The 23,095-nt window shown below is 49.3% G+C and carries 15 protein-coding genes and 1 other annotated feature; of the genes, 1 reads left to right on the forward strand and 14 read right to left on the reverse strand.

Annotated elements, in window-relative coordinates; genetic code table 11:
• Positions 1 to 331: 331 nt before the first annotated feature.
• The 14 genes from gltX to ACFQI7_RS00680 all read right to left on the reverse strand — a co-directional run bounded on the left by gltX (position 332) and on the right by ACFQI7_RS00680 (position 22,018).
• Positions 332 to 2,005: a glutamate--tRNA ligase gene (gene gltX / locus ACFQI7_RS00615; RefSeq protein WP_218096478.1), complete on the reverse strand. Its 1,674-nt coding sequence runs from the start codon at positions 2,003 to 2,005 to the stop codon at positions 332 to 334.
• A 52-nt stretch (positions 2,006 to 2,057) separates the two neighbouring features.
• Positions 2,058 to 2,290: a binding site (T-box leader), on the reverse strand.
• A 172-nt stretch (positions 2,291 to 2,462) separates the two neighbouring features.
• The gene (locus tag ACFQI7_RS00620) at positions 2,463 to 4,727 is read right to left on the reverse strand and encodes a glycosyl hydrolase family 28-related protein (RefSeq protein ID WP_218096479.1); all 2,265 of its coding nucleotides are present in this window, start codon (positions 4,725 to 4,727) and stop codon (positions 2,463 to 2,465) included.
• Between the two features lie 468 nt (positions 4,728 to 5,195).
• Entirely contained in the window at positions 5,196 to 6,260 is a 1,065-nt protein-coding gene (locus ACFQI7_RS00625; protein WP_268966797.1) for a sulfatase-like hydrolase/transferase, read from the reverse strand.
• Between the two features lie 46 nt (positions 6,261 to 6,306).
• Positions 6,307 to 6,777, reverse strand: coding sequence for a sulfatase-like hydrolase/transferase (locus ACFQI7_RS00630; RefSeq protein ID WP_268966789.1), 471 nt, complete (start codon positions 6,775 to 6,777; stop codon positions 6,307 to 6,309).
• A gap of 35 nt (positions 6,778 to 6,812) precedes the next feature.
• Positions 6,813 to 9,068 carry a helix-turn-helix domain-containing protein gene (locus tag ACFQI7_RS00635; RefSeq protein WP_218096480.1) on the reverse strand — a complete coding sequence of 752 codons (2,256 nt, stop codon included), beginning with the start codon at positions 9,066 to 9,068 and terminating at the stop codon, positions 6,813 to 6,815.
• A 64-nt stretch (positions 9,069 to 9,132) separates the two neighbouring features.
• Positions 9,133 to 10,734, reverse strand: a complete 1,602-nt coding sequence (locus ACFQI7_RS00640) for an extracellular solute-binding protein (RefSeq protein ID WP_218096481.1) — start codon at positions 10,732 to 10,734, stop codon at positions 9,133 to 9,135.
• Positions 10,735 to 10,794: 60 nt separating this feature from the next.
• Positions 10,795 to 11,685: a carbohydrate ABC transporter permease gene (locus ACFQI7_RS00645; RefSeq protein WP_218096482.1), complete on the reverse strand. Its 891-nt coding sequence runs from the start codon at positions 11,683 to 11,685 to the stop codon at positions 10,795 to 10,797.
• A 22-nt stretch (positions 11,686 to 11,707) separates the two neighbouring features.
• Complete coding sequence (locus tag ACFQI7_RS00650; RefSeq protein ID WP_218096483.1) at positions 11,708 to 12,655, reverse strand: ABC transporter permease; 948 nt, start codon at positions 12,653 to 12,655, stop codon at positions 11,708 to 11,710.
• A gap of 236 nt (positions 12,656 to 12,891) precedes the next feature.
• Entirely contained in the window at positions 12,892 to 14,670 is a 1,779-nt protein-coding gene (locus ACFQI7_RS00655; protein ID WP_218096484.1) for a glycoside hydrolase family 2 protein, read from the reverse strand.
• 31 nt (positions 14,671 to 14,701) lie between these two features.
• Positions 14,702 to 15,856 (reverse strand): enolase C-terminal domain-like protein, encoded by a 1,155-nt coding sequence (locus ACFQI7_RS00660; protein ID WP_230414567.1) that lies wholly within the window; start codon positions 15,854 to 15,856, stop codon positions 14,702 to 14,704.
• 85 nt (positions 15,857 to 15,941) lie between these two features.
• Positions 15,942 to 17,372, reverse strand: a complete 1,431-nt coding sequence (locus ACFQI7_RS00665; protein WP_218096485.1) for a sulfatase family protein — start codon at positions 17,370 to 17,372, stop codon at positions 15,942 to 15,944.
• Between the two features lie 151 nt (positions 17,373 to 17,523).
• The gene (locus ACFQI7_RS00670; RefSeq protein WP_218096486.1) at positions 17,524 to 19,020 is read right to left on the reverse strand and encodes a sulfatase-like hydrolase/transferase; all 1,497 of its coding nucleotides are present in this window, start codon (positions 19,018 to 19,020) and stop codon (positions 17,524 to 17,526) included.
• A 102-nt stretch (positions 19,021 to 19,122) separates the two neighbouring features.
• Entirely contained in the window at positions 19,123 to 20,661 is a 1,539-nt protein-coding gene (locus ACFQI7_RS00675; RefSeq protein WP_218096487.1) for a sulfatase family protein, read from the reverse strand.
• 25 nt (positions 20,662 to 20,686) lie between these two features.
• A complete protein-coding gene (locus tag ACFQI7_RS00680) occupies positions 20,687 to 22,018 on the reverse strand; it encodes an ABC transporter substrate-binding protein (protein WP_218096488.1) in 1,332 nt (443 codons plus the stop codon).
• Between the two features lie 170 nt (positions 22,019 to 22,188).
• Here ACFQI7_RS00680 and ACFQI7_RS00685 point away from each other — a divergent pair, with 170 nt between their 5' ends.
• Positions 22,189 to 23,094, forward strand: coding sequence for an AraC family transcriptional regulator (locus ACFQI7_RS00685; RefSeq protein WP_218096489.1), 906 nt, complete (start codon positions 22,189 to 22,191; stop codon positions 23,092 to 23,094).
• Position 23,095 lies beyond the last annotated feature (1 nt).

Here is a 23,095-nt window from a genome sequence, read left to right on the forward strand (position 1 = left end):
TTGTTGGTGAAAGTGTGGCATATTAGAGGGAGCGCGGGTCGATTTCGCTACTTTCTATTTAACACAAGTTGTAGCGCGAGCGAAATAATTCGATTTTAACTTCATAAGCCGTGGTTAACTTTTGCCGTAATCCGTTTTTAAGATGGGCTATCCGAAATTAAGATATCACCTGACAGCCCGGGCGATGCCCTGATTTTTAAGATCAACCGTCTGGAAATCGCCGGTACGGATGTTTCACAAAAAGACCTCCCCCAGATCGATTCTGGAAGAGGTCCTTGAATAGCCGCGTCTGCACAAAGATTTCCCTTTCTACAGAAAATGGGTGCCCCCTTCAAATCGTCATTGCGGCGAATGATTTCAGTCGGCCACGAACCCGGTCTTCCCCCATCACCAGCATAATTTCATACAAATCCGGTGTATGGGTCCTGCCGGTCAAAGCGATTCTAAGGAGCATCGCGACATCCCCCACATGTCCTTTGTATCGGGATGGATTGTTCTTATAGCTCTTGGCATTACTCGCGAATCCGTGGTTCTCCGCTACCGTTCTCAGTTTGGCGAACCAGGCGTCTTTGTCATCGTCGACACAGAATACAGCTTCGTAGCGCTCGAGAATTAGATTGGCTTCTTCAGCATTCCAGGTTGCAAGCAGCGTTTCCCATGCAACGCGCATCACTCGGGCATAGCTATCGTCAAAAAAGTAATCGATCATCGATGGGACATCCGACCATTTTGCCAAATCTTTCCTTGGCTTATCCGAATTCCTGCCTATGTTGAAAATTTGCATGGAATAATCGGGATGCGTGATGAGTCGCACGTGCAGCTCGCGATCATATCGTTCAGCCCAATGGCAGGCCTGCCTGTAGACTTCCTGCGAAGAAAGTCCGGCAATCGTATTTTTCGCAATATCATTCAGCTTATTAAAATCGAATAAGGCCCCGCTCGCATTCATTTTGTTCATGTCGATCGTATAGCCGGTATACGACGCCGCTCGATTGCTCATTCTCCACTCTTCATAATTCGAATTGATGAGCGTCATGAAATATTCCGATATCGCCAGTCCCGGATACCCCTGCTCCCGGTAAAACCGTACCGCTGCATCCGGATCTTTACGCTTGCTGAATTTGCGTTTCGTGCTGCCTTCCATTTTCATAATCGGAGCCAAATGCCCATATTCCGGCGGAGTGAAACCAAGAACATCAAACAGCTGCAAGTGGATTGGGACGGACGCGATCCATTCATCTCCACGAATCACGTGAGTCGTACCCATCAGGCAATCGTCTACCGCATGGGCAAAATGATAAGTCGGAATGCCGTCGGATTTCATGATGACAACGTCCTGATCATTCTCAGGCAGTTCAATTTCGCCTTTAATGAGATCCCGATATGTGATTCTTCGATCAGCCGAACCCGGAGATTTTAACCGAATAACATATGGTTTTCCTTTGTCCAGCTCTTGCTTGATTTGCGGAAGCGTAAACGATCGGTGTACAGCCCATTTTCCGTAATAACCGGTCGTTGCGTTGACGGATCGTTGCGCTTCTCTGATGGTATGCAATTCATTCTCGTCGCAGAAACACGGATAAGCAAGGCCTTGTTTGAGCAAATGTTTAATGAATACGTTATAAATCGCAGTTCTGGAACTTTGATTGTACGGTCCGTAAGCGCCCGTTTCGGCACCTATGCCGATCATGCCTTCATCTATGCGAAGGCCAACATATTCCAAGGATCGCAAAATTTCTTCGACGCTGCCTGCTACTTCGCGTTTTTTGTCCGTATCTTCAATCCGTACATAAAATATGCCTTCAGACTGATGCGCCATTCTTTCCGAAATAAATGTCGCATACAACCCGCCAATCGTAAGTAACCCGGTAGGACTCGGAGCGAACCTTGTAACTTTTGCAGATGCGGTCCTCTTTCTTTGCGGGAACCTGCGAAAAATATCCTCGGGGGGAAGCTCTACTTCGGGAAATAGTAAGTTTGCAACAAATTCAGTATCGGTTCTCATCCTGCATCATCCTTTCGGGTATTATGAAACTCAAAAAGCCTCCCGTCCTCTTCACAAGGACGAAAGGCTCTGCTTCCGCGGTACCACCTGGTTTGGTTATTCAACCCACTTCATCACGTCAAACTTCTAACGCTGCTTCTGTAACGGGAAGACCCGCCGGGCGTACTCCTTCTTTCGGCCCGTTGCTCCAAGGCTTCTTTCATTAAGCTCGGATACCCATTTCCCAGCATCATGGGCTCTCTGTAATCCAAGTACTTAATTACTGTTCCTCTTCAACGCAGTATCCAATATTCAATAGTAAATTATTGAAACATTATCATATTGGAGAAACGGAGTCAAGGGGCTGATCCCTAATGATAAATCATCATTTTGGCGCCTCCCTCGTTTCCTCCTAATTCATCATATTTTATGAATACGAGATCGGCCACATGATAATTATGGAAACGCTACTCGCGGCTCAGAAGATCATGCCGTAGTCGCGCATCCTTTGCTTTAACTGGTTCACTTCCAACTCCAGTTGTTCCAGATTGGAACCGCTTGTATCGGGAACGGCAGGCAGTTTGCCTATGCTGCCGAAGGCCAGATAGCCCGGGGCGGCGAAAGCAACGGGACTCGAAGTCGCGGCTGCCGTCAAGTTCGCGTTCAACCGCAGCTGATTGCCCGAGATCCGCACGATCCGCCGAAGCTGATTGCCCTGCTCGATGCGGATCCACTGCTCCGGCTGCAGTTGGGATACGTCGTTCACAACAAGGTATGGCGTGCCGCTGGTACCCGTCCCAGTCACGCTGGTCAGCGTTCCAGCGCTCCCTGTCGACGTGACTTTGAAGCCGGCCGGGGTTTTGCCGGCATCGACGCTCAGTCCCGTGACGAGCACGATCTCGCCTTGTATATACGTACCGGAAGTCGGCGGGAACGTCGTGACGGTTTTGGCCGGCGGAGCGTCCATCTGGACCGACGGGCTTACGCTAAACCAGAGGCCGCCTTGCTTCGTGGTGATCAAGTTGTTTTTTACCGAAACGTTCGTGAATGTGCCGTCGAAATCGTTGACCCGGATCGAGAACAACCCCTTCGCCTCATCGTATGTATCGGAGATGTAATTACCGGAGATGTCCGCCCCGTTCACCGTTGACCGCAGCAGAATTCCCGCTCGGTACAGCTCTGAGGTTGCTGGATAATGGCCCGCATTGACGATCATGTTGCCGCTAATCTTGATATTCGTCGACACCCCTACCTTAGCGGTGCTGCCAACCCGTATTCCGGTCACCGGCGCATTGCGGATGAGGTTGTCGCTGATGACGACATTCGTATAATTACAATTCCGGTACAAGCTGATGCCGTATGCCCCTTCGTTTAATGACGAGCGGCGGGTGAACTCCTCTTCGAAAACGATCGTATTACCGGTAATCGTAATATTTTCGTGGGGGCCTACGTCTTCCGAGCTGCCAGCGGTCGAGATGCCGGTCGTAAGCGTACGCAGGTGCACGGTATTGATCAGATGGATCGTATTGTTCGAGATCACAACATTTTTAATTCCATGCTGCAGTCGGGGACCGAACTGGATGCCTTGGTTTGCGTTGCTGATCGTATTGTTCGTGACCGTCATATCGCAATGCTCGCCGCTGGATTCGCTCGATTGCAGATTGATGCCTGTATAATAGCCGTCGCTGATATTATTGGAGATGACGCTTGTGCCTGCATGCGTTTCAATCGCGCCTCTCGCCTTTTGACTCGGGTCGGAATAAAACAGGCAATTCGATACGGTGTGGCTTCGCCCGTTCAGGTAGATAGCCGAGTTGTCGTAATCGGGATCGCCTTTTGCCCGGACAAAATTAAAGCGGCAGTTTGTGATGATGGCGTTCTTTGCTGTAATTTTGTTTAGTGTGATGGTGTTTTTGCCGCAGGTGGGGTCGAACGTAACGTTATCGATGACGATGTTCTCATAATTGTACAGGGCGATTGCGAACTGCCAATAATACGAGTCCGTCCTCGAGGAATCGATGTTGCAAGTCAGATTGTTTTGCGGGTTCTGGTCGACGCGCAAATGGGAGATGCGGACGTCGCGGAGAGGCGTCGAGGAGTTGGCGCCGAAGATCATGCCGTAGTCTCCGGCGTTGTCTTTCACTTTGATCACAGTGCTGGTGCCTTCTCCCAGCAAATTGACGTTGTTGCGCAAAAAGAGCCGGTTCTGACCGGAAGGCGATACGATGTACGTCCCATTCGGAATGAATACGGTTCCGCCGCCTCTGGCCGAAGCGGCATCAAGGGTCCGCTGGATTGCGGCCATATCGTCCGTAACGCCGTCGCCCTTCGCGCCGAACCACTTCACATTCAGGTATGGCGTCTCCAACAGACGCTTAAACCGCGCTCCACCCGTCGAAACGACAATGAGGCCGATATTATCGGTCGAGGTTGTATCTGCCGGATCGTAGACGTAGTGACCTTCTTGCCCTGCGTTCGTCACCAAATAGGCACTGTCTGCATTCAGATCGGTCAACGCCCGTAGTTCCTCGATCGTCGTGGAGACGACGCAGGCGAGGTCCGCGACATTCAACGGCTTTTTTTTCCCGTCCTTGCCGTATACCGAATCCGTCACGGATGTATCGTCCTTGCCGTTTGTAACGTTCACCATCGTGCCGAACATAACCGCCGCCGCCCCGGCAGCCCCCATCGACTTCAGCAGCTTCCTCCGGCTTATCATCCCGTTGCCCATCTGTTCACTCATTACCTGCCCTCCTCGATTATGATTCGTAAGCGGGCTGCTGTAATTGGCGAGAAGCGTATCCATTCCGCTTTCTTACCGCTATCATATCGTGGAGCACAGGAGAAAGCTTTGTAGAATTCATCGCTCTTTTTGCATTGATCTTTGCACATTGATTCGGTAATTTTGCACAGTCGGACCGGCAGCCCGCTACTCATTATTTAATAACCTCTTGAATCGGTTCGTTTATTAGAAAGATAAGAATCGTCAATAAAGGATCGATTATACACTTGATTAATATTTAATCATATTAATCATAATTTCTTCAGGATCAGCAATTTCAAAAGCTTTGCTGGCGCCATCGATATCGACAATCATCTGGCTTTACTCCTCAAGTCATTCGCTTACTCCGGACGAATAACTATAGGTAACTCCATCGAAATGTATACCTATGGTCACAATGCCAATCGTGTCCGGAAAGGCGCCGAACGATCAATTCATAGATATTTCTTGAGTTTTTAATAAATATCCCGTCTTTGTCACTTTCATATAGTCATTCCATGGAATGACGCCTGTTCGTATGGCCCACTTCTCATATTGGTCTGCAAGCTCCCGAACCATTTCGGGGTATTGTTCGGCAAGATCGTTTAACTCTACTCGGTCTTCTTCTATATTGTATAACTCCCACTTTTCATCATGCGGCCCTCTATTGCCCCGAAAGCCCCAAGACGCCGTAAATTGCCAGTCCATCCTGCAGCGCGAAAGTAATTTCCATTTGCCTTGGCGAACAGCTCGATTTCCTTCATGCTCCCAGAAAACACACTCGTACCCTTCTCGCTGGTTCCCTTCAAATATCGGCAGCAAGCTTTTTCCTTCGAGCGGAATAATCTTGTTGCCCATGTACGTTTCAGGATATTGAATTCCTGCCGCGTCAAGGCATGTTGCCATGATATCCATCAAATGTCCGACTTGATGCGTAATTGTGCCGTTTGATTTTATTTTCTCAGGCCATCTGGCAATAAACGGTGTAGAAATGCCGCCTTCGTTAACCATGTGCTTGTAAAGACGGAATGGGGTTGTGCTTACATTAGCCCACGGGAGATGATACGCTACGAACGAATCCGCAGCACCGGGAGGCTTATCGCTTTTTAACCCGATGCCTTCCGCGCAGGCTCCGTTATCGGATAAGAACATTACCAGCGTATGTTCCTCTATTTGCAGCTCCTTAAGCTTTGACATAACTTTTCCAACACCTTGGTCCATGCGGTGAATCATAGCTGCATATACGGCCATCTTAAGATCCCAAGCCTCTTTATCCTCAACATCCTCCCAGGCCGGTGCACCGCAGTCGCGCTCCGTTAACGGGCTGCTTTTTTCATCCAGAATGCCCTCTTGTAACAACCGCCGATATCTTTCTTTCCGAAGTTTATCCCAGCCCTTCATGTAGGTGCCCACATATTTCTCAATATCCTCTTCAGGAGCCTGCAACGGCCAATGCGGAGCCGTATAAGCTAGATACAGGAAGAAGGGCTTCTCCTGATTCCCATATTCTTCGATATATTCGACTGCGCTGTCGCTGAACCAATCCGTTGTATAAAAGTTATCATCGGGGGGCCTGAAACGGAACGTTACGCCGGATTAACGCTTTGTCGGGCTCAGGCTTGAAATAGTTGCTGGCACCATCCAACAAACCCGTATAGTTCGCAAAGCCTCTCTCAAAGGGTCTTTGTGACGGTTTCTTGCCTAGATGCCACTTCCCTACCATTAAGGAATGATACTGGTCCCCCAAGGCTTCAGCTATGGTTACACATTGTTTATGCAAGGTTCCCGAATATGCCGGATTGCCGATGTCCTCTTCCATAAATCCTAAACCCGCTTGATGAGGATACAGTCCGGTCATGATTGACGCTCTAGTAGGGCAGCATCTGGGCGTGTTATAAAATTGTGAAAAGCGGATCCCTTCATTGGCAAGTTTGTCTAAGTTAGGCGTATGAATTTCCGAGCCATAGGACCCAATGTCGGAAAATCCCATATCATCTACAAGAATTAATATGATATTGGGTTGTTTGCTCATAATAATCACCTCAATGAGTTATGTTGATTTCAATATTACCTACCGACTAATTGTCTGTATTGCCCCGGTGTCACGCCCTCCAGGGACTTAAACTTACGAACAAAGCTTGGGATGTTCAGGTAACCGACATCGGTCACAATATCCTGAATCAGCTTATCGGTATGCTGCAGCTGCAGCTTAACCTCCTTGATGCGAAGTCCTGTCAAGTACTCGACAAAGTTAACGCCGGTTTCTTCCTTGACAAATCGGCTCAAGTACGAAACCGAAAGGTTGAACCTATCGGCGATTTGTTCCAGAGAAACATCGCTGTCCTTATAATGATCGTTGATGTACGTTATAATGCCGTTTTTCAGGTCCGACTTCTTCTTAGCCTGATAGTGGCTTACCTGCATACAGAAGTAAACCACAAAGGTTTCCATACTGGTTTGAAACTCCTCCAGGGAGTTGAAACGCAGCAGCCCCTTCATATCGAAAGCGAGATTTTGCAGGTTCATCTGGTTGATCAACTTCAATATTTGATTGACGATATCGAAGCACAAGCATCTAATCATAAGGTATGAAGCTGTCCCCCTAGTAATTTGCCCGATCAACACCTTCAGCGTCTCAAGAGCGACCGTTTCGTCGCCTTGCTTCAAACTTTGCATAAGCAACACCTGTTCCTTAATTGGAAACCAATGAACCTGCTGCAGCTGGGCATCGATATCGTCGAAAAAATGAACCGAACTCTTTGCGTTAACCTGATTGTCGAGCAGCACCGCCGAAGCTTCCAAATAAGAAGCAGCGACATGCTCCAGGGACCGATAAATTTTGCCGATGCCGATCGTCGTCTGCATGCCTAAGTTGTCCTTCGCAAGCCGGACCAACTCTTCGGCAATAACCGTCTGTCTGCTTCTCCCATCTTCAGGATATTTATGAAGTACGGCAATAACCGCGATGTAATGCTCGCCGACGATTTCGACTCCGTAGCAGCGGTCGTGAGCGAAGTATATATTTTCAATTAACGCTATCAAATGACCAAGGTCATAACCTCCTGCTTGACTTGCATGTACCGATAGTGCCATGCAGTAGTAAGCGTCTCCGTTCAACATCAGATTGGAACATTTGATCAAATAGTCGCGTTCGCTAAGCTCAATCGATTTTCCTTTTAGCAGCGTCAACAGACATTGATCCTTGATAAACGGTCTCTGAGCATTCATTTGAACGAGCATTTCTTGATTTTTCCGAATCGCGCTTTCAAAAGTGAAACGAATCATGTCGAGCTCGTTGTTCCCTTCGAGGTAGTGCTCCTCACTTTTGAAATAAGCTGACAGCGCTTTTATAGGCCGGTAATTTCTCTTAGATAAGACAAGTGCTGCGATAAATCCGATCATAATAAGAATGAACATAATACCGATAATAAACGTTCTCATGGTATTGACCCGCTTATAGAAAAATGATCCCGGCATCGCAACAATATAGCTCCATTCCGTTTCCTCTGAAACCATGCGAGTCACCGTCAGGCTCGTATTGCCTGCCTTCATGTTCGATACTCCCGTTCCTTTGATCAATCTTAGCTGCTCTTCCAGCATCGCTGCGTCCGGATAATCGATATTGCTGTGCAGGGAAACCAAGGAACTGTAATATTGATCGTATATGAAAATGGTTGCTTCCAGGTTGCCGAATATGTTCTGAAATTTGTTCATGAATTCCGATTCTTTGATCGTAAATAGCACCGTGCCTTGAGGAATCGTCTTAAGCAACGGTACGGGGAACATAAAGGCAAGGACGTTGCCGGTCTTGGAAAGCGAGGATTCCTTCTCCAGGATCCGTTTTGTTGTGGGAGCGCTTACGGAATTCAACTCTTTGAAAAAGCTTGCTTGGGTCCAATCGTAATCCTTCTTGATTCCCGTCTCAAATAGGGAGTACTCGTACGCTCCGGCTGTCATATACACCGTCGTGTCTCCACGTTGATAATATATGATTTCGTCGATGAACGGATAGTGCTCCTTATATGCTTCCAACTGCGGGACAATCATGCTCAGTCTCGCTTTGTTGTCCTCCGCCGAGCCGGCGTTATTCGTGTCGAGTTCGCTAGATAGATGATAAACAATCTCTCTTAACGACTTTAGCTCCAGATCGATTTGATTACGGACCTGGGTCAGCTTGGTCAAATTCGCTTCCGATACTTCACTTTGGTAATTGACCACGTTTAGGTAATAAATGATGCCTCCCAATACGAGCAAAGGCGTTGCGAAAATGATGACATAGGAGACGAACAGCTTGTAAAACATACTCTTTCTTCGGTTTACCAAGAGTCATGCCCCCTTTTGTAGCCATCTCTCCTTGTGCCGTCAGCGAGCTCAAATGATCCGCCGATTACTTCTTAGATGTGTACCGGGTGTACGCGGTCTGGGTAATGGTTATGGCTTCTTCGATGCCGAGCTTCTTCAGCTGGTTAACGTATTCGTCGAATTTGCTGATCGGCTCCGCACCCAAAATAAATTTCAGTACCATCTCGTCGCTGTAGGTGTTCACTTCATTCATAATTTTGGCCCGCCTATCGGTTTCCTCGCTGGTCATACGTATTGGCGGAAGACGCAATGCGCTGTCTACGTCTTTGTCATCCGACCATTTCTGGCGTACTTCGGCAGAAGCGGGGCTCTTGGCCAGATTCGGATTCGCCTCGACGTCCGTATACATCAGCTTCGGCGCGAAGTGTACTCTAAGTATATAATTCGCATTATCCGTGCCGTATTTCGGGTGGTTTAAGATGTAATCGGTGTATTTGGGAACGCCGTTTACCATATTGTACGTTTTCCCTTCGATCCCATAGTTATACAGCATGGCGCCTTCCTTCGAATAGGCGTAATTGAGCCAACGAACCGCTTCGGCTTTATATTTGGAGGCAGTCGATATGACCGTTTCCTGACCTTGACCGGGGACCGGCCAATCCGCAGGCTGGTAGTGGACTTTGTCGCCTGCCTTCAATCTTGGGTAAGGAGCGGGAACGTTGCTTTGTTTTAATTGAATCCCCCTGTTGAACGTGGCAACGACGGCGTCAACAAGCATGGCTGCCTTCCCGCTGTCAAACAATGCTTGTGCCTGCTGACTTTTTAGACCGGCAAAGTCTTTATTGATATAGCCATCCTTGAACCATTTGTTCATCAGCGTCAAATATTCCTTGAATTGAGGCTGAATTTGACCGAAAGCTACGTTCTTGCCATCCTTCAGGTAGAAGCCGTCCAGAATGCCGTAAGGACCTATGAATTGCTCCTCCATACCGTTATCCCTTAGAATGTATGGCGCGATACCTTTGGCCTCTTTTATCGCTTTGAACATTTTTTCGTAATCCGCAATCGTTATTGGGATGTCCATGTTCACGGACTTGAGCAGCTCTTCCTTCAGCATGATTCGTCTAAACGGGGCATCCTGCTTTGGCTTGATCATATAGAAAGCCGGAAATTTCCCCGCGTCGTTCGTTGTTTCCCGTTTCGTTTCGGCATCCGAAGTGACCAGCTTGTAATAGTCGGGAGCATATTTCTCCATGTAAGGCGTCAAATCGACGAACACACCGTCTCTGACCCCTTTATCTTCCCCGCCGATGTAGCGTCCGGCACCCGTGATGATGTCCGGAAAATCTCCTGAAGCAATCATAAGATTGAACGCCTCTTTTTCTTGACCCTGTGGCGGATGAATAAATTCGATCTTGATGCCGGTGCGCTTCTCCAACTCTTGGTATACCTCGTTTTGCGAGTAGCTGCTTATGAATTGGCTAGCGGGTGCTTGTAACGGCGTCCATACTTTCAAGGTAATCGGCGTTTTTACGATCGGCAATCCGGTTTCATTCATGTTGGCGCTTGGTGCTTCAATCGCGTTGTTCGGCGGTTTATCCTCATTGTTGCACGCTACGAGGCTTGTTGCCAGCAGCATAACAGACATGCTGATCGCTGCCGTAGTTCTCGTCCATGTCCTCACCATTTGCAGTAATCCCCTCTCATATGTGATATAAAGCAAGCATTACCCCAAGTAATTCAGCGATTACCCTTTGATCGAGCCGAGCATGACGCCTTTCATGAAATACTTTTGACAGAACGGATATATGAACAATATGGGAACGGTTGCTACCATAATGGTGCAGTATTTAATGATGGTGTAGACGAGCGCCTTATCGTCCTCCATCACGGCAGCACTCTCCAGTGAGTTGCCGCTCGCCGAGTTGGCGATCAATATTTCCCGCAGCAGCAGCTGCAGCGGATATAAGCTCCGGTCCCGCAAATAAATCATCGCGTTAAACCAAGCATTCCAATGGCCGACTGCATAGAAGAGCACCATCACCGCAACGGTCGCTTTTGTGACCGGCAAAATGACCCGGAATAAAATCGTAAAGTCGTTCGCCCCGTCGATTTTCGCCGACTCCTCCAAACTATCGGGCACCGCGCTGAAGGCTGTCTTCATAACGATCATATTCCAAGTCGCGATCAAGCCCGGTATAATAAGGGCCAGCCTCGAGTCGTAGAGCCCGATATTTTTGACGAGCAGGAAATTCGGGATCAGCCCTCCACCGAAATACATGGTGAACACAACCATAATCATCAGCGGCTTTTTGAGCATTAAATTTTTGCGGGACAGTACATAAGCTCCCATCGCGGTCAATAGCACATTGAAGATCGTGCCAACCGTAACGTAAAAAATGGTATTCATGTAGCCGATCAGGATATTTGGGTTTTTGACAACGATTTCATAAGCGACCAGCGAAAAGCCCAGCGGCTTAAACAAGATTCCCGAATGCATCGCAAATTTCGCCGGATCGCTGAACGAGGCAAACAGTACGTGCAGCATCGGGTACAAACAAATCAATCCGAATATCAAAAGAAGCAAATGATTGAACGAATCAAATATGACTTCGCCGAACGATCTTCTGGTTATCATGAGGATACCTCCCTCGTCAGTTCTACCACAGACTCTCCTTAGCGAACTTGCGGCTAATGGAATTGGCCGCAACCAAGATGATGAAATTGATCGACGAATTAAACAGTCCCACTGCCGCGCCGAAGCTGTAATTGGCCTCTTGTAGGCCGCGCCGGTATACATAGGATGAAATCACATCGGCGGTTTCGTAGGTAAGCGGATTATAGAGGAGGATGACCTTTTCGAAGCCCTCGCTCATGATGTGGCCAAGCCTCATGATAAGCAAGATGACGATGGTCGGAATTAATGACGGAACCGTAATATGAAGCAGCTTATTGAACCTGCCTGCTCCATCAATGGAAGCCGCTTCGTACAAGCTCGGGTCGACCGCCGAAAGCGTTGCCAAATAAATAATGCTGCCCCAACCTACTTCCTGCCATATGCCGCTTGAAATATATAACAGCCGGTAAAGATCCTTCTGCATGAGCAAATTCGAGCGTTCACCGCCAAACAAGTGAATGATGTCGTTAATAACCCCGGTGCTGGCGGTGAAATCGACGAGCATCCCGCAAATGACAACAAGAGATATAAAATGCGGCATATAGCTGACCGTCTGGATCGAGCGCTTGAAGGAATGGCTGCGGATTTCGTTGATTAAGAGCGCGAGCAGGATAGGCGCGGGGAAACCGAATAGGATTTGGTATACGTTGATCAACAGCGTGTTTTTGATCACCCGGAACGCATAGGGGCTGGTCAGGAAATCGTTGAAGTGCTTGAGCCCAACCCAAGGGCTCCCGAACATCCCCTTAAACGCATTGAAGTCTTGAAAGGCAATGATCACGCCACCCATCGGTACATAGTGAAAGATGATGTAAAAGGCGATGACGGGAAACGCCATCATGTACACGTATTTATTCATCCGTAAATCCTTGCGAAGTCTGCTTGCATAACTCGCTTTGTTTGCGGTGGCTCTTGCCGCGGCCAGCTTCATGGGATCGCCTCCATTGTGTCACTCGTTCTTGCGTTAGGCTTATTGTAGGATCGACTTCCCTTTTTATCAATTTGCTATTTTTTATCGATATGCCTTTCTTGCACAATGCCTGAGCCTGGGCGAAATACATGGATGTATGCGGTAATAAACCGGAGAATGACAAAGGAGCCTGCGGAAGCATGCTCCTTATCAATGTGAAAGCAGTTTGTGGACTAAATGCGGTATAAACGAACGGATTAAATCGACTTTGGAGCGATTTTTCCCGCAACGATGCTGCGGATTTGCTCTAGCGGCACCTTCGGAGTCCGGTCGTACGTAACCAGACCGTTAATTTCCTGCTCAACATCGGTCAGCTGAGTATAACAAAAGCCTTGAATGACCGGTGACGTGAGCATAGGATCGACTACCGCCTTCAGCTTCGCCAGAAAGTCCTCATCATTCTCGGCGCCGGAATACCCCCAGCCTTCCCACTCGCTCTTTTTGAATGAAATGCCGCCGAATTCGCTGACCAGGATCGGCTGTCCCTCGTATTGCATGCCAGCTGCGAAGCTCAGCTTTGTATGCGGCTTAAGCGAATGAATCGAGCTCTCGGCCGTACGATAACGTTCCTCCAGTACTTCCTGCGATGCCTCGTAATCGTGAATCGTCAACAAATCGGTACGCATATGCTCCCAGCCGTCGTTGGAAACGACGAGACGGGATTTGTCCAGCGAACGGGTCAGATGGTACATGGCGAGCGCATGCTGCTGCTGGTATTCGTTTTCTTTAATGTCCCAGACACCCCAGCTCTCGTTCAGCGGAACCCAGGCGACGATACAGGGATGGTTGTAGTCCCGGTCGATCGATTCCTGCCATTCTTTCGTGAAACGCCGCACATACTCGAATGAATACTGATAAGCGTTCGCCGCTTCGCTCCAGACCAGCAAGCCGAGCTTGTCGCACCAGTAATGGTAACGCGGATCTTCCAGCTTCTGATGCTTACGGGCTCCGTTGAAGCCCATCTCCTTCATCAGCTCAACGTCTTTTTTGATCGCATCATCCGAAGGTGGCGTCAAGTTGCCGTCCGGGAAATAGCCTTGATCCAGCACCAGACGCATATAATAAAACCGGTTGTTCAGCATCAGCCTGCCGTTTTCTACGGAAATTTTACGCATGCCGAAATAACTGGTCACTTCATCGACGATTTGACCGTTCTTCGTCAAGGTGAACTTGACATCATATAGATTGGGGGTTTCCGGCGACCACAGGTGGCAGCGGCGAAATCCGTTGTAATGCTGCAGCAGGACGGTCCGCACTTCCTCCTGAGCCTTGAGTCCGTATACATCTTCCGTAACTGGCGTCCCTTTGAACGAGACCTCCACCTTCAGCGCAAGGCTGTCGTCCTTGCTAAGCCCATTCACGCAAGCGTGGATTTCTAGTTCACCCTTGTCGATATTCGGAGTCATTCTTACCTTAGCCAGATGCGTTTCTTCGACCGCCTCCATCCAGACGGACTGCCAAATTCCGGTCGTACGAGTATAAAAAATGCCTCGGGATTTCGGCTGCCAGAATTGCTTGCCTCTGGGCAGCGACAGGTTCAGGCTGAAATCCTCCGCTCTGACGACAAGTACATTGTCGCCTTCCGACTGCAGCGCTTCCGTAATGTCGGCAGAAAAGGGAGTATGCCCGCCCTCATGCGTCGCTACAAGCTCACCGTTCACCCAAACGCTCGCCAAATAATCGACGGCACCGAAATGAAGAAGAACGCGCTTGCCTGACCAATCTTCCGGTACATCGAACGCTCTGCGGTACCACACCGTATCGTGGAAACCGGGTTCGCCGATGCCGCTCAGTTTGCTTTCGAACGTGAAGGGTACTTGAATTTGACCGGATAATGCCGTTCCTCCAAGGTGCCACTTCTCCTTGCGGCCTGCCCGGCTGTCGTCGAAGGCGAATTCCCATGCGCCGTTAAGGCTGACCCAGCTCCCCCGTACGAATTGCGGTCTTGGATAATCGTTTCTTGGTAAGTTCGTCATGTCTTCATTTCCTTTCGTTGTTCAGATGCTTTCAAACGGTGTGTTCCGCCACCCAGCCGCTTTCACTTACTTTGTTTTGGTAATACGCATCGTCAATATGTAAGCCAAAGCCTGGAGTTGGGGGCACGGAAACTTTACCATCCTTAATGAGATAGCCTGAAGTATCGATGCCTGGGATTTGTGCCTCATCCCACTCGACGTACATAAACCCTTCGATAGCCGGATACACTTGAGCGGAAGCATAGTTACCGTAAAAACCGCCGTAATTGTGCGGCGCTGCTTTCACCCCGGATTTAGCAAGTCTTTTTCCCAACTTCAGCCAATTCACAATGCCGTAGTCCTTCAAATCATATTGGATCGCATCGATCAAGCCCTGCTCGGCCCATTCCACTATCGGTTTGGCAGCCAACCCCTCACCGTCTGTGATTAGCACATTCAGCCTCTCCGCGGCCAACCATTCTTTCAGATTGCGGTAAAGCCTGTCATCTTCATGGAAGGCCTCTTCAATCCACAACAGGTTGGACTGGGCCGTTTCTTTCAGCACATGCTTGGTCAGGTTCAGATTGTACCCGTTGTTCGCATCTATGGAAATGTTACATTGTGGGCCGACGACTTCTCGGATCCCGTTGACGATAGCGATATCCCGTTTGGTGCCTTCCCATAAATCCATATGCATGGCGCCACGGCCTACCTTTATTTTGAAACCGCGGAATCCTTCATTATATCCTTGCATGGCTTCTTCCTGCAGAAGTGCAACTGCATCCGCATCCGAGCTCAGGTGCAAATCGTCAAAATACAAGGAAGTATCGTAGCAAGGAACTTCCAACGGAGATGTGCACTTTTTACCACTCAATAGTTCATACACCGGAATTTCTCTTACTTTGGCAAGCCAATCGAACAACGGGAATTGAATGCTTAGGAACCGGTCGCGTATCCACTGCTCCTCACAAAAAATTTCGCTTACTGAAGCCCCGATCATAGCATCGGCATCCGCTCGGGTGACGCGAGACCAACTATAGCCCGTCATGCCACCCATGGTTATACGGACCAAAGGAAAGCTGACATTTTTTCCGTGTTCGCCAAGTCTCGCATTGCAGCCAGCCCGCCTCCTGCGTTCTCCCTTCATCATCACTTGCTCGATTTTCTCAATACGCCAATTTTCGTTTAAGTCCGTAAAGTGATTCACTTTTCCTAGACTCCTCTCAGCGAAGCATAGCTTTATTCATTGCTTTTATCGTACATAGGTAAGCCATCATGCTGATCGTAACTTATTAATTATTAACTGAGCTATCGTTACTTGGGTTAAGCGTGGCGGTTCTCAAAATGATCCGGTTCTCGGTCCAGTGATCTCGGTACCAGCTGCAGCTTTCAAATGTATCCCCGATTTCGTTCATTTTCTTTTCCAGCATCGTTCTAAATCGGCGCACGACCGGTTCAAAGTTCGGATGCTCCGCCAAATTCGTCATTTGGAACGGATCCGCCGTATTGTCGAACAACAGTTCCTTCCGGTCTGCCCGGTAAACGGCATAAGTGAACTGCTTGTTTCGGAGTGCCCTCCACTCATGACCGTCCGACCAAGCCGCCGTCGCCCCGGTGCCTTGCAAGAATGCCGCCTCCGGCTCCTCCCCCTTCTCCCCGAACGCGAACGGACTTAAATCCATTCCCTCGACTTCTGCCGGAATCGGCAGCTTCAACATAGAAAGCAGCGTCGGCATGATGTCGCAGGTGTTCAGGCATACGTCCGACTCGACGCCCTGCGGGACGCTTCCCGGCCAGCGGAGTAAGAAAGGAACGCGAACTGCTTCCTCGTAAAAAATATTTTTCCCTCGTCTGCCATGGGCTCCGAACAGCTCTCCATGATCGGAGGTAAAGATGAAGATTGTGTTATCGCTTAGCCCCAGCTCGTCAACCGCCTGCATTAATCTGCCCACATTCCAATCCAGATTGGCCGTCATAGCGTAATACACCTTAAGCCAGTCGGTAATCTGCGCCCTACCCTCAGGACGGATCTTCGCCCAATTGTCTGCATACTGGTCGTTATGTTCCAGGTAATTCGGCGGAAGCGAAAACTCGACATCTTTAAACTTTTCGTAATATTCCGGTGGAACGTTGTCTACATCCCACGGATCATGCGGCGTGCCCAGCGATAAAAACATAGCGAAAGGCTTTTGCTCGGCCGCCTTTTTCTTGAGCTGCTCGATGGCCAAGCTAGTCTGCCCGTCGGGTTCATAACCTTCCATCGGAATCTTGTCCGCCGTATCGGTGTGGTAGTACATATTATAGTATTCATGGTGAAAATTATATGCCGCCCAGAAGCCGTCAAAGCCAAGACGGTGCTCCCCAGGAGGCACGAAAGAATTTCGCGGCTCGTAATGATTGCCGAGCTCATTGGCCCACAAATGCCATTTGCCGATGTAGGCCGTATCATAGCCCTGTTCATGAAGGACATGGGCGAAGCTGCGATGGCTCGGGTTCATGCGGATTTCGTTGATGACCATGCCCGTGCTCGTCGTATACTTGCCGGTAAATAGGGAGGCCCGGTATGGGGCGCAAACCGGATGACCCGAAACGGCGTTCGAAAAACTCAGGCTTTCCGTCGCCAGTCTGTCAATATTAGGCGTTAATGCCTTGCTGTCGCCAGCGAAACCGCAGGATGACAGGCGCAGTTGATCGGCAAATACATATACCAAATTGGGTCTCATTTCGAATCACTCCTGTTGATGAAGTTTCCGCACTTTATTCCTTCATTGGAACGAATACGTCCGGCTATAATTTCATCTTAATCCGCTCGGTCACCTTTAAGAATAGAAGAAAAGGAAAAATTGGTGTGTAAAAGGGACATACCCGTTGGATTTAGGGATGATTCAGCAGCTTATGTTCAACCAACCGTCCGAGAAACGGACTTGACGCACGCAACTCGTTCAGCAAAGTTTCGCGCATTTGCTGCAGCTCCGCCGCGCGAGTCGGATCGAATGCGATGTTTACGTTCTCGAACGGATCGGTATCGAGGTCGTATAACTCCTCGATATCTTTATATCGGAATACATATTTATGACGGTGATTCCGTACAGAAATGTTAAAACTGTCCGTCTCCGGATTCAACTGATCAGGAGTCATAGTTTCTCCGCCAACCCCCGCGCTTTCGTCGCCGCCTAACTTAAAAGTTTCCGCTAAGATGAATTCGCGGTGTTCCGAGGATGTGCCCTGGAGCACATCTGCGAAGGAACGGCCGTCGATCGGCTGCTTGATGGGAACACCGTTTAATTCCGCTAAAGTCGGAACAACGTCGATTAGAGACACGAGAGCATTGCTAGTCCTTTGGGCCGATTCTCCGGCGTTTGCAATAATGAGAGGTACGCGCAGCGCTTCCTCATAGTGAAGCGGGAACCCTTTCTTCACCAAGCCGTGCGCTCCCATCATATCTCCATGATCAGAGAGAAAGACGATGACGGTATCCTCGTAAAGCCCGTTTTGTTTCAAATAACGGACGATTTCGCCGACCTGATGATCGATCAATGCGACGAGACCCAGATAATGGGCAATAAATCGTCTCCATTCCTTCTCGTCCAGCCCTTTCATTTCCTTGTAAAACTTGGATTGAAGCACTTCCTGGGGCTTATGAACAAGACCGGCCAAGAAATTTTCTGGCAATTGAATGTCCTCCGGCTTGATCAGCCGATCGTAAGGGGCCGGCACGATTAAAGGAAAGTGAGGTGCATTGTACGAACAAACAGCGAAAAACGGTGTATGCTCCGGCCTGCGGTCCAGCGCTTCGAGAAACTTTCCGGTTTGCCACGTCTCCAAAAAATGCTCAAGTCTAACTTCCGAAGTGCCGCAGGGTGCCTTATCCTTCTCTCTCAGCTTGCGTATATCTTCGTGCGTCAAGTTTTCGATATGCGTCGGATGCAGATCATAGCCTTGAGCGGCTGCATACTCCCGATATTCTTCGATAAAACGTCCGCGGTCTCTCCCATCGATAACAGCCGGGATTGCCGATATATCGTCATAATGCTGTCTGGCCGGCGTAGTGCCCGGCACATGCCATTTTCCCGTATAAATCAAGTGGTATCCTGCGTGCTTGAAGTTTTTTACCAGCCCTTCGTCGCGCAGATCCTCGCGGATGCTGCGCCAATTGCCCGTCACATGGTGAGCATGCGGCATCAAGCCGCTCCACAGGCTGGCCCTGGCGGGACAGCACAACGGATATGCCGTATAGCAGCGATCCATAGAAATCCCTTCGCCAGCGAGGGCGTCGATATTTGGCGTAACGGATGCCGGGTTGGCGTGGCAGCCCAACGTATCCCAGCTTTGTTCGTCGCTCATGATGATGACCACGTTTTTTCGTTTCACAGGCGCAAGCCCCTTTCTAACGTTCATGCTCTATCTTATTAAAACCAAATATGGAACACCGGTGTGCAATTGGGACATTTCGTTCGAATCGAAAAGAATTTTTCAATGTTCCGGTTTCACAGCTTCTTTCTTCTTTTGTTCGTAATTCAGATTGACGGTACGGTTCATCGGAAGGCGGTCCTCTTTCGCAATCGACCACATGAGCAGCTTCCGCTCCAGTTCGTTTCGAATCCGATCTTGAGCAGGGTTGCCGAACAAGTTCGTTAGCTCGTCCGGATCGTTGTTCAAATCGTACAACTCGCCTTCCCCGCTTGCATATACATTCAGCTTCCAGTCATGGGTACGAATGCTTTTCCCTTTGCCCATCCATGCGTCACGGTAGGCGCACCATACAAAGTAACGCTCGTCGAACGGGTGCTCCGGCCGGACGGTAATATCCGATAGCTTGATCGGCTCCCCCTCTTCACCGCTTTCGATCACGACATACTCTCTCGGAGCGTACGGCTTTCCCTGAAGAAACGGCGCCAGACTACGGCCTTGGCAGCCGTACGGTACGGGCACGCCGGCCAAGTCGAGGATCGTTGGCATAACGTCGATCAGCTCGACCATATGATCGGTTCGTTTCGGTCCGTTGTACCCCGGCGCATATACGATAAACGGCACATGGGTGAACGAATCGTAGAACGCGTTATGCTTCTGAATGAGTCCATGCGCCCCCATGGAATCCCCGTGATCGGAAGTGAATACGATAACCGTATTTTCCATCAGTCCAAGTGATTCCATCTTCGCAAAAATTTTCGCGAGTGTGTCGTCAATAAATCTGATCATTCCGTAGTGAATGGCACGCACCTTGCGGATCAGGTCGTCATCGGCGCAATCCATCGCATCCATGATGTGCATTACCTTCTGTCGCTCCGGCTTACCGTCGAGATTGTCCTTGGGAGGCAGCGGCACGTCGGCCGGGTTAATCAGGCTGGCATACGGCTCCGGAACTTGGTACGGCGTATGCGGATCCGGGAACGAGAGCCAGGTTAAAAAGGGCTTCTCCGGGTCCCTCACTTCCTCCAAATAATCGATCATCGATTGTCCGATAAGGTACGTACCGCATTTCTCGGGCCGGGCCGGGTTCGTTCCATGCCCCAAAGGGCTCGACCAGCAGTTACGCTGCGCCCATTCGTGAGCGGCTTTCACCTCCGGATCGTTCCGGTATCCGTCGACCATATGGCCATGCTCGGCCAGTCGGACATGGTCGAACACCTCTCGCAGCAGACTTGATTTTTCCGCTACAGCTCCCGGATAATACGATTTTGTCGCATCATTCATAAAGGCGTGATTTTTTCCGATGATCGCGGTCTGGTACCCGTGTTCCTTCAACACCTGTGGAAGCGTCGTCTCGTTCGGGTTGATCAGCATATGATTGGCGTGCACCCCGATCGTCGAAGCGTACCGGCCGGTAAACATGGAAGAACGCGACGGCGAGCAAGCCGGATAATTACAAAACGCAAGATCAAAGACGACCCCTTGTTCGGCCAGACGTTCCAGTGCAGGGGTTTTCAGCACCGGATTGCCATACAAGCTCAGCGTTTCCGCTGTTTGCTGATCCGTTTCGATCAATACAATGTTAGGTTTTGAACTGGACATGGTCTCCACTCCTTTATATATGCAGCTATTTCATCGAATTGATATGGTTCTCGATGTCTTTATTGGCCAATTCCCCGGCTTCTCTCAAAGCGGTGTTGATGTCGACGTTGTCCAAAGTCGCTCTTTGCAGTGCGGTAGAAAGCTGTGTAACGACATAATCGTCGTATAATGTAAACGGTCTTGGCCGCGCGGGCTGCAGCGACGTAACGGCTTTCACATTTTTGCCGGACAACTGCTTCAAATTCGCCCCGTATTGATCGCGGATCGCATTATCTTTCAAGACGGTCAAGCGGCCTTCTTTGTTATAGAATGTTTGCATATCATCCGACATCAAATAGGCAATCACTTTGAAAGCTTCGTCCTTATGAGCGGATGACGGTGTAATCGAGTAAAAAGGCGTATTCACCTGGGTGCCCGTTCCAGGCAATTCGCTGAAGGTCGGCATCGTTACCATGTCCCATTGAAGCTCGGAATCGGGTATGGCCATCAGGTTGTTCAAAAAATTAATATGCCCGATGAACATAGCGAGCGTCTTATCTTTGAAAAATAGCGCACCGTTTCCAATCGCTTTCGAAGGCTTATTGCCGGATACGTCATATACCGCTTTCAACGTGGAAATTAATTTTTGCCAACCGTCAGAGGTCGTAATCGCTTTATTCGTTTTCGTATCGACAAAAGGCAGTGACAATTGGCTGTTATTGATAGGGAAAAACCGGTCAAAATCAAGTCCGCGGTATTCGGTGCCGTTATCCGTCTTGCTAACCCCTCGCGCGACCGTCAATATTTGATCCCATGTCATGCCGTCCTTCGGGTAGGGTACTCCGAACTTATCGAAGATCGCCTTGTTGTAGACGAGCAACAAAGTCGCCATGCTTTCCGGCATGATTTCGATTTTGCCGCCGGAGGAATAGCTTTTGACCGTTTCGAGAATGGACGGGTGCAGCCTGCCCATATCGAAGTTATATTTTTTGATCAGCGGAGATAAATCTTCGAATACATGAAGGAGCTGCAGCTTCCCGTACCAACCGGGGACTGCGTAGAAAAGATCGGGCACGTTCCCGGCGGAAAGCAACTCTCCCATTCCTTCCGGACCGCCTTTGCTCGGCACGAGCCGCTCTAAGGTGACATTGGGAAATTTTTTCGCGACAGGTTCCTGAACGAATCTGGCATACACATCGTCGGGGTATGGAAAATATATTTTTAATGTCACTGGCTTATCGACTACATCTATTGACCCCACCGATATTTCGTTTTTCCTGTCTTCTGCCGCTTCTCCGGAACCCCCTGGGCTGCATCCGGCCATCGCCAATGCAAGCGAAGCTAAGGTAACAACCTTCCACCGATTTCTCTTTTTCAATGCTTCCTACCTCCCTTTACGCTTCATGTAATCGCTGCCACACAAACGGTTAAGGAATATGTTACAATTAAAAAAGTAGCATTTGGCCATGGCTCGCGATATAAATGTACCGGTTTAGGATTATTCAATTTCGAATATTTTAAAATACATTTATAGGGGGGGATACGCGAATGGCCATATTAAGCAGAATCAAATTTGTCGAGGACTTCTTATTGCGTATGGCGTGGGTCAACGACAATCACGTGGAAGCCCATGTTGAATTTCCAAGAGCAAGTTATGCAAAAACGATCATATGGGTCGTCGTGGACGGTAAACGAACCATTGAAGTTAATGGTATTTTATATGAGGTGCAGGCGGGGGATATCGTCGTCATTCCTCCGCAAACGCCCCGTACCGTATTGAAAGGCGATCCGGCTTCCGATCCGATTCGCTACTATTCCATCGGCTGCGACCTCAAGGTCGGTTCTCTGCATTTTGTCCAGCTTTACAAAATGCCCGTGATTACGAGCATAGAGGATGCGGCAGCATTCCGGGAAATGTCCCGCCTGTCCGCACAGCTGTCAACGGAAGCGATAAGTGTAATCAATATGCTCCATGCGTTGAATCAGCCGAAACGGATCATCAGCAGAGTCAATACCGAGGAATCGGCCGCACTGCTTGCTCTGAGCGCTACGTTCCAGCTATGGTTCGCTCGATTCATCGGGTTGATGCAGCCCTATTTGCCAGCCGAGCCTCGGGATATCGATCCTCGGATTAGCGAGCTATGCGCATATATGCAGCAAAATATCGGCAGGAAGCTGACGCTGTCCGATTTGGCGAAATTCGTATTTTTGAGCGAAAGCCATTTAAGGCTTCTTTTTCGTAAAACGGTTGGCGTTGCGCCCATGGCGTATTTCCGGCAGCTGCGCCTTCAGCGTGCGAAGGAGCTGTTAGTCAATACGGCGTACACGCTGAAAGAGGTTGCGGAAATGACGGGCTTCGACACACTGAACCAATTCAGCAGAATGTTTAGCAGTTACGAGGCTATATCGGCCAGCAATTACCGGAAACGCTATTATGGTGGCGTACAGGGTTAGG

This window comes from Paenibacillus allorhizosphaerae (assembly GCF_042659105.1).
Lineage (GTDB): Bacteria > Bacillota > Bacilli > Paenibacillales > NBRC-103111 > Paenibacillus_G > Paenibacillus_G allorhizosphaerae.